The organism is Alistipes finegoldii DSM 17242 (genome assembly GCF_000265365.1).
Lineage (GTDB): Bacteria > Bacteroidota > Bacteroidia > Bacteroidales > Rikenellaceae > Alistipes > Alistipes finegoldii.
This window is the reverse complement of sequence record NC_018011.1, coordinates 438,210-451,309: the sequence shown is the minus strand read 5'-3', so window position 1 is coordinate 451,309 and position 13,100 is coordinate 438,210. Positions and strand designations below refer to the sequence as shown.

Sequence of the window (13,100 nt, the reverse complement as noted above, 5' to 3'; positions counted from 1 at the left end):
AATGGAAATCCCCGGATTCACGCAGAATCCGGGGATCGTTATATATAATAGGTGCCGCCGTGTTAGCGCATGTAGAGCGTGATCCGGTCGTAATAGCGGCCGCCGATGTAGAGTTCGGCGGTCAGCGTGCCGCGGCGGATATGGACCCGGCGCAGTTCGCGCGGGGAATCGACCCGGCCGTAGTCGATGTAGATCGTGTCGTCGTCGTAGGCGTCCCACTGGATGTTGAGCGTGTCGAGGACCCGTCCGCCGTCGGCGTATCGGAGTTCGTCGCTGCCGAAGCCGTCGGCCCCGAAGTAAACATAGCTGTCCAGCGCATAGCCGTCCTGGTAGAATCCGAGGTCTCCGGCCCATACGCGGCCCGTGAGCGTGTCGTAGAGATCGTCGTCGTCGTTTTCGCAGGACGAAAATCTGACGGCGGCCAGAAGCATGCATGCGGCGAGTAAGAATCGTTTCATGTACGGTTTGTTGAATTCGACGGGTATAAAGATAGCGAAAGTCGGGCGCAATCGCAAAACGGGTTTTGCGGGTTGCCGGGACGCATCTCATCCAATACCAGGCCAAAGATAGTGCATATCGGAGGCAAAAACGAACTGTTTTTTGCATATTCCGAAATTCCTTCGTATCTTTGCGCTCCCGTCCGTAACGCGGGGAAATGTGGAAAGATTTGACTGATTGCAACCACAATAAAAAATCGCTAAAACAGCTTATTTTTTATTCCAACAGCCAATTTTTCCCATTTTATACGTTTTATTTTTTTATTAACCGAGAGCGTGTTTCCGCATGCCGGCATTACGGCTGAGGGTACCGTCTCATAATTGAATGTATAACAATGGGCTTTTTGTTTACATCGGAATCGGTGTCCGAAGGACATCCCGATAAAGTTTCAGATCAGATTTCAGACGCCATTCTCGACGAATTCCTGCGTCGTGACGCCAACTCGAAAGTCGCCTGCGAGACGCTTTGCACCACGGGACTGGTGGTCGTGGCGGGCGAGGTGCGCTCCGAAGCGTATGTCGATGTACAGGGCGTGGCGCGCCGTGTGATCGACCGCATCGGCTATACCAAGAGCGAATACCAGTTCGACTGCAACTCGTGCGGCATCCTGTCGGCCATCCACGAGCAGTCGTCGGACATCAATCAGGGCGTTGTGCGCGCCGAGGAGGACGAGCAGGGCGCGGGCGATCAGGGCATCATGTTCGGCTATGCCTGCAACGAGACCCGCGAGATGATGCCGGCGACGCTGATCCTCTCGCACGTGATTCTCAAGGAGCTGGCCGTCATCCGCCGCGAAGGGGAGGTGATGACCTACCTGCGTCCCGATTCCAAGTCGCAGGTGACCATCGAGTACGACGAGAAGACCAACCGTCCGCTGCGCGTGCATACCATCGTGGTTTCGACCCAGCACGACGAGTTCATCCTGCCCGGCAACGGGCTGACGGAGAAGGAGGCCGAGGAGCGGATGCAGGCTACGATCCGCGAGGACGTGCGCACGATCCTCATTCCGCGCGTCAAGGCGCGTCTGGAGCGCGCCGGCGACAAGCTGGCCGGGCTGATCGGCGACGACTATATCCTGCACGTCAATCCTACGGGCAAGTTCGTGATCGGCGGCCCTCACGGGGACACCGGGCTTACGGGCCGCAAGATCATCGTCGATACCTACGGCGGCCGCGGCGCGCACGGCGGCGGCGCCTTTTCGGGCAAGGACTCCTCGAAGGTGGACCGCTCGGCGGCCTACGCCGCCCGCCATATCGCCAAGAATCTGGTCGCCGCGGGCGTTGCCGACGAAGTGCTGGTCGAGCTGTCGTACGCCATCGGCATCGCGCAGCCGCTGTCGATTTACGTCGATACCTACCGTTCGCCGCGTCCCGCCGCGCTGGAGGGCATGACCGACGGCGAGATCGCCCGCCGCATCGGCAAGCTTTTCGACCTGCGTCCCGCCGCCATCGTCCGCCGTTTCGGCCTGAAGAACCCGATCTTCGAGGCCACGGCTTCCTACGGTCACTTCGGCAACCGTCCCTATACGGAGCGGGTGAAGGTCTGGGAGAACGGCCGCGAAACGGAGCGTGAGATCGAGTTCTTCGGCTGGGAGAAGCTCGATGCCGTGGAGCTGATTCGCAAAGAGTTCGGATTGTAACGGTCCGGGTTGCAGAAAATCGGGATGTCCGTCGCGGACGTCCCGATTTTTGTTCCTACGGGCATACTAACCGGACGTTTCCGTCCGTTTGTCCTACGAATCGTAATAAAACCTGATGAAGCTTATGGTATAAATTGCCTCCGATTAATTGAATTTAAACACTTGTTATCGAATTATGAAAAAGGCATTTTTGATTTTAGGAGCAGTCGCCGTATCGGCCGCCGCGGGCGGACTTACGGCATGGGCAGTAGCCGGGGGCCGCGAAGGCTCCGTACAATATATCGAGCGCGAGGTGGAACGCACGCCCGCGCTGGGGACGCAGTTCACCTCGTATCAGGCCGAGCAGTACCCCGACCTGACGTACGCCGCCGAGAATGCGGTGAAGGCCGTGGTCAATATCGAAGCCGTGCAGCAGGTCGAGATGCCGCGCCGCCGGGGGTACGATCCCTTTCTGGAGTTCTTCGGCATCCCGCAGGGGTATGACGAGGGACCGCAGTTCCGCGAACAGCGCGCCGGAGGTTCGGGCGTCATCATCTCGGCCGACGGTTACGTGGTGACCAACAACCACGTCGTGGACGGGGCTTCGAAACTCCGCGTGAAGCTCAACGACGGCCGTTCGTTCGACGCCAAGCTGATCGGCAAGGACTCGGCCACGGACCTCGCGCTGCTGAAGATCGAGGCTTCGGACCTGCCGACGCTGGCTTTCGGATCGTCCGATGCGCTGCGTCTGGGCGAGTGGGTGCTGGCGATCGGTTCGCCGTTCGACCTGCAATCGACCATTACGGCGGGTATCGTGAGCGCCAAGGCGCGTAATCTGGGGGTTATTCCCAACGATTTCCGCATCGAGGCCTTTATCCAGACCGACGCGGCCGTGAATCCCGGCAATTCGGGCGGCGCGCTGGTCAACACGCACGGCGAGCTGGTGGGCATCAACACCCTCATCAAGTCGCAGACGGGCAGCTATATCGGTTATTCGTTCGCCATTCCCGAATCGATCGTGCGCAAGGTGGTCGTGGACCTCAAGGAGTTCGGCATCGTGCAGCGCGCACTGCTCGGCATCCGTTTTGCGATTGTCGATCAGGACTTTATCGACCGTGAAGGCAAGGAACTGGGCATCACCGAGCTGGGCGGCGCCTATGTCGCCGGCGTAGTCGAGGGCGGTTCGGCTTCGGAGGCCGGCATCCGCAAGGGCGACGTGATTCTGGACATCGACGGGGTGAAGATCAACGACAATGCGACCCTTTCCGAGCAGATCGGACGCCGCCGACCCAACGATAAGGTCAAATTGTCGGTAAAAAGAGATGGCGCAGTGAAACAAATCGAGGTTACTTTGCGTAATAAAGCGGGTAAAACGGAATTAATGACCAAAGAGGACGTCGATGTCGTCGAGGTTCTCGGCGGTAAGTTCGCCGATGCGGGCACCAAACTCTGCCGTGAGCTCGATATCAAGGGCGGCGTGCAGGTGGTCGGCATCAAGGCCGACGGAATTCTGGCCCGTGCCCGTGTCAAACAGGGATTTGTGATTACCCATATCAACGATCGTCCGGTCTATTCGGTTGCGGACATGCAGCGTATGGACGAGAAGGTCCGCTCGATCGACGGTATTTATCCCAACGGCCGCGCTGCGAGCTACACGCTCGTGGAGTAGTGCGGTCCGGGCGGGTTGTAATGTAGAATTTTATTTAGGAAGGTTAATAGATATATGCGTCAATTAAAGATTACAAAATCCATCACCAACCGCGAGAGCGCTTCGCTGGACAAATACTTGCAGGAAATCGGCAAGGAGGAGCTTATCACGGTCGAAGAGGAGGTGGAGCTCGCCCAACGGATTAAGAAAGGAGATCAGGAAGCCCTCGAAAAGCTGACCAAAGCCAACCTGCGTTTCGTGGTTTCCGTCGCCAAACAATATCAGAATCAGGGACTCAGCCTCCCGGACCTGATCAACGAAGGCAACCTCGGTCTGATCAAGGCCGCCGAGAAGTTCGACGAGACCCGCGGTTTCAAGTTCATCTCGTACGCCGTGTGGTGGATCCGTCAGTCGATCCTGCAGGCATTGGCCGAACAGTCGCGCATCGTGCGTCTGCCGCTCAATCAGGTGGGTTCGCTCAACAAGATCAACAAGGCGTTCGCACGCTTCGAGCAGGAGCACGAGCGCACCCCGTCGCCCGAAGAGCTGGCCACGGAGCTGGAGCTTCCCAAGGAGAAGGTCACCGACACGCTGCGCGTGGCAGGCCGCCACGTCTCGGTGGACGCCCCGTTCGCCGACGGCGAGGACAACTCGCTGCTGGACGTGCTGGTCAATCCCGATTCGCCCAACGCCGACCGCGGACTTATCAACGAGTCGCTCTCGACCGAGGTGGACCGCGCGTTGGAAACCCTCACGGACCGCGAACGCGACATCATCAAGTACTTCTTCGGCATCGGCACTTCGGAGATGACCCTCGAAGAGATCGGTGAGAAGTTCGACCTGACGCGCGAGCGCGTGCGCCAGATCAAGGAGAAGGCGATCCGCCGCCTGCGCCACTCGTCGCGCAGCAAACTGCTGAAATCGTATCTGGGCTGACGCCCGGCGACATATCCGGCCCGGTCGGGTCGTGTGAGTGAAAAAGCTGTCAAAAATGACGGCTTTTTTTTGTTTAGTGCTGTTGTGAGCGGCTGGCCTGCCGTATGCGTTTCGGTGCGGCGATGCTATTGGTGCGTGGTGTGTGGGGGTGCGCTTCGGGGCCGCGGGTTGCGCTGTGTGCGCTTCGGGACCGTCTTTACAGCAGCAGCCCGATCGAGAGCAGTATTCCGAAGAGCAGGATGTTGCGCGACGTGGCGCCCAGAATGGCGTTCAGCTCCCGGCCGCGGCTGATCCGCACCATGCGCCGCCATGTCGCCGTGTGCGGTGCGAGGTAGAGCAGGGGAAGCGCTGCCGCTCCTATGCGGCCGTCGCAGAGCAGCGGGAGGCAGAGCGCTGCGGCTGCGAATCCCAGTGCCAGATAAAGCCCGCTGCCGGCCCGTGCGCCCAGCCGGACGACGAGCGTGCGTTTGCCGCTGCGGGCGTCCTGCTCGCGGTCGCGGTAGTTGTTGACCATCAGCAGGGTGTCGATCGCCAGTCCGCAGGCCGCCGAAATGACGCCCGTCTGCCATGTCCAGCTGCCGCTGAGGATGCAACAGGTACAGCCGACGGGGACGAATCCGAAGAAAGCCAGCACCAGCAGGTCGCCCCAGCCGTGATAGGCCAGCGGATAGGGTCCCGCCGTGTAGAGGAATGCGAACACGACGCACAGCGCGCCGACGGCGATCAGCCACCAGCCGCCGTAAAAGAGCAGTCCGCAGCCCGTGATGCAGGCGGCCGCGGTCGTCAGGGCGATTCCGCGACGCATGGCGCGGGGTGTGATCCAGCCCTGCGCGCAGGCCCGTTCGGGTCCCAGCCGGTCTTTGCCGTCGGAGCCTTTGAGGTAATCCCAGAGGTCGTTGATGAGGTTGGCGTCGATCTGCATCAGGAAGGCGAACAGCAGGCACAGCACGGCGGGCAGCAGGTGAAAATCTCCGTCCGAAGCGGCTAAAGCGCAGCCCAGCATCACCGGTACGGCGGCTCCCGTCAGCGTCTTGGGCCGCGCCGCGAGCATCCATGCCCGAAACGAATTGGTGGCTGTTTGTGTTTTCATGTTTCCGGAGCGGACTTATGCGCTGCGTGTGGTTTTATTGCTGTATTGTTTGGGCGGATAACCGTTTTGCGGCTCCTTCCGGGGCAGGGCGTAGTCAGACGATCCCGGATTGGCGCAGGCCGAAGTCCCCGCGCCGCCTGAGGTGGCGGAAACTTCCGACCGATACGACGACCGATAAGACGACCGGCAAGACCGGACCGGCAGGCGACGGTTCACCATACGATCGGCTCCTTGCCGATGCTGCGGAGATATTCGTTGGCGCGCGAGAAGTGGCGGCAGCCGAAAAATCCGCGGTAGACCGAGAGCGGCGACGGGTGTACGGACTTGAGGATGAAATTCCGCTGCGGGTCTGCGATAGCTCCCTTTTTCTGGGCGTAACTGCCCCAAAGCATGTATACGACGCCCTGTTTGCGTTCGGAGATCGCGCGTACCACGGCGTCGGTGAAGGTTTCCCAGCCGCGGCCCGCATGCGACGCCGCTTCGTGTGCGCGGACGGTCAGCACGGCGTTCAGCAGCAGTACGCCCTGCTCGGCCCAGCGGTCGAGGTTGCCCGTCGCGGGAGGGGGCGTCCCGGTGTCGTCGGCGACCTCCTTGAAGATATTCTGCAGCGAGGGCGGGAACGGCACGCCGTCGCCTACCGAGAAGCAGAGCCCGTTGGCCTGTCCGGGACCGTGGTAGGGGTCCTGACCGATGATGACCACTTTCAGCTTGTCGAACGGGCATTTGTCGAAGGCGCGGAAGATGTTGCTGCCGCGCGGATAGATGCGCCGCGTGGCGTATTCCTGCCGTACGAACTGCGTGAGGTCGGCGAAGTAGGGTTTTTCGAATTCGGGAGCGAGCAGCTCTTTCCAGTCGGGGGCGATCTTTACATCCATGTTGCAAGGTGTGTTAAAGTGGTGTAAATGTAGTAAAAAGTCGGCAAATTCCAGTTGTTTTCGCTGCCGATATAAGGAAAGGGGTTTTGTTTTTTGCGCTTTGCCTGCTGACTGCGCGTGCGCGGATGCGGAAAAACCGCCGAAAGGGGCCGTGACGCTGATTTATATGATCGGCGACGGCTTGGGGCTGACGCAGGTCTCGATGCCGGTGATCGGGGGCGGTTACGTACCGAAGGCATTCGACCGTGCGCAGGGCGCGGCCCTGATTCGGACCCGCCGGCCGACAACCGCGTGCCGGACTCCGCTGCGGCGTGATGGACAACACCGGACAGGTCCGGCGGATCATGGCGCCGCTCGGACCCGGCGGCTGACGGTACGGAGGGGATTTGTGCCGCAACCCGAATTCCGGCTGCGTTTTTTTTGTTTATTTGAGGGATTGTGCTACCTTTGCTTTCGCTACGGTTTCCCGGTCCCTTTGCGGTCGCCGGGAATTAAAAGGGAATACCGTGAGAATCGGTAACAATTCCCGTTGCTGTGTGCCCGGCTTTCTTGATTGAAAGTATTTTCCGGCATTCTTGGCCACTGGTCCTCCGCGGACCGGGAAGGCGCCGGAGAGAAGGGCGAGTCAGAAGACCTGCCGTCGCGATTATACGGATTTCGCTTCTACGGTGAATGGAGCAGGTCTTGGGTCATTTTCAACCGAACGTATTGAGTGTGTCGAAAACAACCTCGGATGCCGGACTGCGCGCGCTTTGTTGCGTGTGCGTCGGAGTGTGCCTTTTCATCTTTGCGGTCCGCCGGAACGGAACAGTGTTCAACCAAAAACGGATAAAAGATGAAAAAACTGATCTTAGGATGTTTGCTGGCCCTGTTTGCATCGGGCTGTAACGACAACGAACCGGAACAGAAACCGGTCGAACTGAAAATCTCGTTCGCCGGGGAGAATCCCGTCGAATTTACGGTCGGGGAGCAGAAGCGGCTCGCCTTCACGGTGACGGGCGACGATCTGGAGGGGCTGACTTTCGCCGCCGAGCCTGATGAGGCCCTCTCCGGTTGGACGGTTGTCGTCTCTGCCGGGCGCGAGGGGGATGCCTACGCAGGCGCGCTCGATGTTACGGCGTCCGCAACTCCGTCGGAAACGGCCGTGACGCTGACCGTCACCGACCGCAACGGCAAGCCGTGGAGTGCGACTACGCCGACATTGACGGCCGTGCAGGCGCCGGTGACGGCCATCGACCTGAGCCGGGACGGAACCGCCAACTGCTATATCGTCAGCGAGGCCGGCGATTATATGTTCGACGCTGCGGTGCGTGGCAACGGCAGCGGAGACGATGCCGCGATCGCGCTTGCCGACGGCATGAAAGCTGACTGGCTTTGGGTGACGAAAGGGCTGGAGCAGGAGATTTCGGCGGTTTCGCTCGATGCCGGAAAAGGCCGCATCTTCTTTACGGCGGCAGGCGCCGCGAAGGGCAATGCCGTCATCGCGCTTGCGGATGCCGCGGGGGAGATCGTGTGGAGCTGGCATCTCTGGTTCACGCCGGAACCTCGGAGGGTGACCTATGCCAACGGCCGCGTATTGTTGGACCGTTCGCTGGGAGCCGTCGGCACGACGCCCGGATCGGCCGAGGCTTACGGACTCTATTACCAGTGGGGCCGCAAGGACCCGTTCTGCGGGGGTACGGCCCCCGAAACCTCGGCGACTGCTTTTGCGCAGGCGGCGAAAAATTCGGTCGTCAATCCGGCCTTCGCCGATACGCATGCGTGGAAGCAGGAGAGCGGGGCGGCCGTTTCGACACTGGAATACGCCGCGGCGCATCCGCTTTCGTTCCTTTCGAACAAGGGTGCGACCGGAGTTTACGACTGGCTGGCCAAGCCCCGCGCCGATTTGTGGAATACCGCGAAAACCTGCTACGATCCGTGCCCCGTGGGGTATAAGGTGCCGGACCGCGATACGTGGGACGATTTTGCGGACGATCAGGACCGCTATGTGGACGGAACCTCGGAATGGGATGGGGAGAAGTACGGCATGACCTACATTTTCGGCGATCTGAGGGACTGGTACCCGACATCGGGTTACCGTAACCGCGACAAGGGCAATCTCGCCGGTCTCGCTACGACCCGTACGGGGCATTACTGGTCCAACTATCGTTCGGGAAACACGATCTCTTGTTTCTATATTTCGAAAAAGCTCAGTACGGGCAAACTGCTCCAGCCGCAGTCTTCTTCGAAATCCGATGCGGCATACGGCTATAACGTTCGCTGTTGCAGGGAGTAATCCGGAGCGGCGGAGTCGCAGAGCCGTTCGGAGATAGGGCTGAAAAGTCCGGAGCGGCCGGGGCGGTCTCGCAGGTATCGCTATTCGGCGGTCCGGCAGGCCGATAAAAACGGCGTCCACTGAACTCAGGGTGGACGCCGTTTCCGCTTATGGTCGGTTCGGTGGCTTGGGAAAGCCGGGGCAGTCTCTGAGGACTGCCGGCGGGGGCTTGAAAATCCGGATCGGATGCCGGTCCGCGGGATCTTGGCTTGGGAAAAGCAGGCCGGGCGGCCGATTCGTGGAGCCGGTTGATTCGGGGAATCCGGGCCGATCGGTTTGGGGAATCCGGGTTATGGCGCCGCGCAGTCTGCTTGGTCGGAGCCGGTTGAAAAACTACTTTCCGGATTCCGGGGCCGGCGTATCTGACGCTTTCGTAAGACGGAAGTCCACGGGGAGCGTATATTTCACGCGCACGATCTGTCCGCGCTGTTCGCCGGGTTTCCACTTGGGCGAAGAGGCGATGACGCGGCGAGCCTCCTCCCAAAGCGACGCGTCGGGCGATTGGAGCTTTTCGATGCTGCTTACCGAGCCGTCCTTCTCGACGACGAACGACAGCACGACACGTCCTCCGATCCCCTTTTCGAAAGCTTCGGCCGGGTACTTTACGTTTTTCTGCACCCATGCCCGGAAGTTGCCGAGGTCGCCGTACGGGGCGGCGGGATCTTCGGTCGGGAAGAGAGGCATCGTTTCGGTCACAAGGAACGCCTCTTCCTTTTCGGGGGTGCCGTTTTTAATCGCGATGGCGTTTGCCGCGGTTTGTTCGGCGTCATCCCTCTTGCCGTTGCTTTCGGACGTAGCAGGTTCTATATCCGCTCCTTTGAGCGTGATGACTATCACGCCGTTGCGGGCCTTTTCGCCGTAGAGTGCGGTGGCGGCCTTGTCCTTGAGGACACTCATGCTCTCGATCCGGTCGGGATCGAGTTTGCCGATCTCCTTCGTTTCGATTCCGTTGACGATATAGAGCGGTTTGTCCGTTACGGTCGTTGTTACGGTCGTGCCCTCCGTTTCGGATCTTCCGGACGTTGCGGGCTGCATGTCGAACATGAACATCTGACGCGCCTTGTCGCCGACTTGTGCGATATGCGGTTTGCATCCTATGTAGCTGATTTCAAGAGCCGAATTGGCCGGTACCTGTAATGCGGCCAAGCCTTCGTCGTTGGTGACCGCACCTATCTGCGAACCGCTGACCTTGACCAGCGCACCGGCGAGCGGGGCGTTGTCCTTGTAGGTGGCGACGCTGACGGTCACCTGCTCCTGCTGTTGCTCCTGCGGCGTGTCGGGCAGGTCGTCGGTGGGGGTAAAGCCTGCTTTGGGGTTTCGTATCAGGGATACGACGACCGGGTTTTCGTCGTTTACGGCGATGGTCCGGGGCTCGTAGCCGATATAGCTGATTTTGAGTTCACTGCCTTCGGGGACCGTTATCACGGCCCGGCCGTCTTTGCCGGTGACGGTGCCTTTTGGGGGGCCGGCCGCCTGTACGAGCGCTCCTTCGATGGGGTGTTTGTCTTTTTTATCCACTACCGATAGCGTCGCCGTGCAGGTCTTGTCCTGCTTCTGCATCGCGTCGGCCGCGGTTCGTATGTCGGCCGGCTCTTCGGTCGTTCCGGTTGCGGGGGCGGTCGCCGGGGCGACGATCACAGCTGCGCGCGAGGTGAAGCCGAATGCGCACAACAATCCTATCACGGCGGGCAACGTACCCGCCAGCCGCAGCAGGCCGTGCCTGCTCTTTGTCTGCTTGGTCATCATTTTAAAGCGTTTTTTAGTGAGGGAGTTGCGCAGCCCGTTGGCTATTTCCGGACTATAACCGAAAAGCTGCCTGAAGATGGTTTGCATATATTCGGCGCGGTCGTAACCGCTGCTCAGCACGTCGTTGTCGGCCTCGAACTCTTCGGCCTCGGTCAGCCGCCGTGCGGCGATCCATGCGAAGGGATTCCACCATAGAAGGGCCTTCATCAGCTCCATCAGGATGCGTTCGATGGAGTGGCGGTGGGCGATGTGGCTCGACTCGTGGGCCAGAATGGCGGCCAGCTCCCCGGCAGGCGTTTTGTCCCAGACGTAAATGGTGCGCAGGAAGGAGAACGAAGCGATTTCCTGCCGCGTGCGGACGAGCGTATAGTCGCCGGTCCGGGAAATTTCGGCGCCGCGCCGCAGCCTATGGATGCGGAAGACCTGCCATGCCATGACGCCGGCGATCAGGACCGCTCCCAGCAGATAAAGCCCCAGACAGAAAATTTCGGGCGTTACGGCGAAACTTCCGCCCTCGTCGGGAAGCACTTCGCCCATCCAGACGGGGAGGTCGGGCGGGATGGCGGGTGCGGCTGCGACGATGCGCCCCGGCCATACAGGAATCCGCAGCAGCGGAATCAGGGCCGCGGCGAAGGTCGTCAGGAGCAGGTAGAGCCGGCACCAGCGGAATTTTACCCGGCGTTCGAGCAGGATGGCGTAGGCCGCCAGCAGGACTCCGCTGCAGACGAGCACTTCGAGCATGTAGATGATTGCGGGTTTCATTGTCAGTGATTTGACTGGTCGTGTGCTTGTGTTTCGGGCGTTTATCGTCGGTTGGCGTACGCTGTTTTCGGGCGTGTCGCTGCGGCTGGCGGTTTATCGGGTGGGCGCTGCGGCAGCGACGGCTGCGGTGTGTTTTGACGGTCGTATTGCCGCGGCCTGAATGCCGCCGCACCGGTGTGTTTCATTCGTCTCGGAAGTTGTTTCGGCAGCGTGCCGCATGCCGTCCTGCGGCGGACCGGAGGTCTGCCCTTTGCTGCGGGCCGCGTGGCCCAGCAGGAGAATCAGGAAGAGCAGAAGCCGTTTCATAGCGCGTTATTTTTTTGCGTTCCGCATGATTTCGAGAATCTCGTCCATCTCCTTGACCGAAATGTCTTCGTTCCGCGAGAAAAACGACACCATCCGGGCCAGCGAGCCGTCGAAATAGGAGGTCAGCACCGACGACATGACCCCGCGCGCGTACTGCTCGCGGCCGACGAGCGGGTAGTAGCGGTGGCTTTTGCCTTCGGGGGTGTGTCCCACGAAACCTTTGTTTTCCAGAATCTTGAGGAAGGTGGCGACGGTGGTGTACTTGGGCCGCGGCTCCTCGGTCTGGGCGATGATCTCATTGACCACCGCGTCCCCCAGACGCCAGAGTATCTGCATGATCTCCTCTTCGCCGCGTGTGAGTTCCGTTGATTTTTTCTCCATGGTAAAAAGCGCTTTTTCAGTTCCTATGCAAGTTTACTACTAATTTTTTAGATATGCAAGTTTTATATCTAAAAAATTAGTAGATTGAGCCGAAAAAGTTTCTTACCTATATTTAATTAAGAAAAGAGCGGCTGTATAAAGGATAGGCGGGCCGTCAGGCTGGAAGCGGGGTCAGTGTATCCGGCGCTCCTGCTCGTTGTCCTTTTCCTCCTTTTCGTCCTCTTCCCAGTCGAACCACGGGAATTCCTGCCGTCCGGCCAGCGAAAAGCGGGTATAGGTGATCGGAAGACCCATTTCGAGAAAACGTTTCTCGTAGGCCGTTTTGACCGAAAGCACCTCGTCGGCATACCCCGAACCGTAGATGTCGGGATTCGAAACCTCGCAGGGAAGGGTGTAGCGGCGAACGACCTCGTTGGTATAGGCGAACAGGTGTTTCGAGTCGGTCTTGAGATTGATCCACCCTGCGGGTTTCAACAGCCGGGCGTAGTATTCGAGGAACAGCGGCGAGGTGAGACGCTTCTTAGCCCGGCGGCTTTTGAGCTGCGGATCGGGAAAGGTGATCCAGATTTCGTCCACCTCGTTTTCGGCGAACAGGCCGTTGATGAACTCCACGCGCGTGCGCAGAAAGCCCGCATTGGCGATTTTCCGCTCCGTGACGCTCTTTGCGCCGCGCCACATGCGGGCGCCTTTGATGTCGATGCCGATATAGTTGCGCGACGGGTCGTGTTCGGCCAGCGCAACGGTGTATTCGCCCTTGCCGCAGCCCAGCTCCAGCACGATGGGGTTGTCGTTGCGGAAAAAGTCGCTGCGCCAGCGCCCCTTGAGGGGATGGTCGCAGTGGAATACCTCGTCGAATTCGGGTTGTACGAAACAGTCGAAAGTCAGGTTCTCGCGGAACCTGCGGAGTTTATCTTTGCCCATTGTCT

The 13,100-nt window shown here is 59.9% G+C and carries 11 protein-coding genes and 1 riboswitch; of the genes, 4 read left to right on the top strand and 7 right to left on the bottom strand.

Annotated features, from left to right (window positions below; genetic code table 11):
- Window positions 1–62 precede the first annotated feature (62 nt).
- Window positions 63–458, bottom strand: a complete 396-nt coding sequence (locus ALFI_RS01990) for a hypothetical protein (protein ID WP_014774573.1) — start codon at window positions 456–458, stop codon at window positions 63–65.
- A 374-nt stretch (window positions 459–832) separates the two neighbouring features.
- Here ALFI_RS01990 and metK point away from each other — a divergent pair, with 374 nt between their 5' ends.
- From metK to ALFI_RS01975, 3 genes are all read left to right on the top strand, one after another.
- A complete protein-coding gene (gene metK / locus ALFI_RS01985; protein WP_009596301.1) occupies window positions 833–2,137 on the top strand; it encodes a methionine adenosyltransferase in 1,305 nt (434 codons plus the stop codon).
- A 175-nt stretch (window positions 2,138–2,312) separates the two neighbouring features.
- A complete protein-coding gene (locus ALFI_RS01980; RefSeq protein ID WP_042493122.1) occupies window positions 2,313–3,785 on the top strand; it encodes a Do family serine endopeptidase in 1,473 nt (490 codons plus the stop codon).
- A 54-nt stretch (window positions 3,786–3,839) separates the two neighbouring features.
- Window positions 3,840–4,700, top strand: coding sequence for a sigma-70 family RNA polymerase sigma factor (locus ALFI_RS01975; protein WP_009596311.1), 861 nt, complete (start codon window positions 3,840–3,842; stop codon window positions 4,698–4,700).
- A gap of 196 nt (window positions 4,701–4,896) precedes the next feature.
- On the opposite strand, the gene menA is transcribed toward ALFI_RS01975, so the two are convergent.
- Together menA and ung are read right to left on the bottom strand one after the other, a co-directional pair.
- Entirely contained in the window at window positions 4,897–5,790 is an 894-nt protein-coding gene (gene menA / locus ALFI_RS01970) for a 1,4-dihydroxy-2-naphthoate octaprenyltransferase (RefSeq protein ID WP_014774571.1), read from the bottom strand.
- A 212-nt stretch (window positions 5,791–6,002) separates the two neighbouring features.
- Window positions 6,003–6,665 (bottom strand): uracil-DNA glycosylase, encoded by a 663-nt coding sequence (ung, locus tag ALFI_RS01965; RefSeq protein WP_009596308.1) that lies wholly within the window; start codon window positions 6,663–6,665, stop codon window positions 6,003–6,005.
- A 442-nt stretch (window positions 6,666–7,107) separates the two neighbouring features.
- Window positions 7,108–7,321, top strand: a riboswitch (cobalamin riboswitch).
- A gap of 179 nt (window positions 7,322–7,500) precedes the next feature.
- Between ung and ALFI_RS01955 the strand changes: the two genes are divergently transcribed.
- Window positions 7,501–8,940, top strand: coding sequence for a hypothetical protein (locus tag ALFI_RS01955; protein WP_014774570.1), 1,440 nt, complete (start codon window positions 7,501–7,503; stop codon window positions 8,938–8,940).
- A gap of 372 nt (window positions 8,941–9,312) precedes the next feature.
- Here ALFI_RS01955 and ALFI_RS01950 read toward each other — a convergent pair whose 3' ends face one another.
- The 4 genes from ALFI_RS01950 to trmB all read right to left on the bottom strand — a co-directional run bounded on the left by ALFI_RS01950 (window position 9,313) and on the right by trmB (window position 13,095).
- Window positions 9,313–11,487, bottom strand: a complete 2,175-nt coding sequence (locus tag ALFI_RS01950) for a M56 family metallopeptidase (protein WP_014774569.1) — start codon at window positions 11,485–11,487, stop codon at window positions 9,313–9,315.
- A gap of 93 nt (window positions 11,488–11,580) precedes the next feature.
- Entirely contained in the window at window positions 11,581–11,793 is a 213-nt protein-coding gene (locus ALFI_RS01945; protein ID WP_014774568.1) for a hypothetical protein, read from the bottom strand.
- A gap of 6 nt (window positions 11,794–11,799) precedes the next feature.
- Complete coding sequence (locus ALFI_RS01940) at window positions 11,800–12,174, bottom strand: BlaI/MecI/CopY family transcriptional regulator (protein ID WP_014774567.1); 375 nt, start codon at window positions 12,172–12,174, stop codon at window positions 11,800–11,802.
- A gap of 171 nt (window positions 12,175–12,345) precedes the next feature.
- A complete protein-coding gene (gene trmB / locus ALFI_RS01935) occupies window positions 12,346–13,095 on the bottom strand; it encodes a tRNA (guanosine(46)-N7)-methyltransferase TrmB (RefSeq protein ID WP_014774566.1) in 750 nt (249 codons plus the stop codon).
- Window positions 13,096–13,100 lie beyond the last annotated feature (5 nt).

Excerpts from the sequence above, each read along its gene's own strand:
- menA (WP_014774571.1), bottom strand. The coding sequence starts at position 5,790 with ATGAAAACACAAACAGCCACCAATTCGTTTCGGGCATGGATGCTCGCG.
- ALFI_RS01955 (WP_014774570.1), top strand. The coding sequence starts at position 7,501 with ATGAAAAAACTGATCTTAGGATGTTTGCTGGCCCTGTTTGCATCGGGC.
- ung (WP_009596308.1), bottom strand. The coding sequence starts at position 6,665 with ATGGATGTAAAGATCGCCCCCGACTGGAAAGAGCTGCTCGCTCCCGAA.
- ALFI_RS01950 (WP_014774569.1), bottom strand. The coding sequence starts at position 11,487 with ATGAAACCCGCAATCATCTACATGCTCGAAGTGCTCGTCTGCAGCGGA.
- metK (WP_009596301.1), top strand. The coding sequence starts at position 833 with ATGGGCTTTTTGTTTACATCGGAATCGGTGTCCGAAGGACATCCCGAT.
- ALFI_RS01990 (WP_014774573.1), bottom strand. The coding sequence starts at position 458 with ATGAAACGATTCTTACTCGCCGCATGCATGCTTCTGGCCGCCGTCAGA.
- trmB (WP_014774566.1), bottom strand. The coding sequence starts at position 13,095 with ATGGGCAAAGATAAACTCCGCAGGTTCCGCGAGAACCTGACTTTCGAC.
- ALFI_RS01940 (WP_014774567.1), bottom strand. The coding sequence starts at position 12,174 with ATGGAGAAAAAATCAACGGAACTCACACGCGGCGAAGAGGAGATCATG.
- ALFI_RS01945 (WP_014774568.1), bottom strand. The coding sequence starts at position 11,793 with ATGAAACGGCTTCTGCTCTTCCTGATTCTCCTGCTGGGCCACGCGGCC.
- ALFI_RS01975 (WP_009596311.1), top strand. The coding sequence starts at position 3,840 with ATGCGTCAATTAAAGATTACAAAATCCATCACCAACCGCGAGAGCGCT.
- ALFI_RS01980 (WP_042493122.1), top strand. The coding sequence starts at position 2,313 with ATGAAAAAGGCATTTTTGATTTTAGGAGCAGTCGCCGTATCGGCCGCC.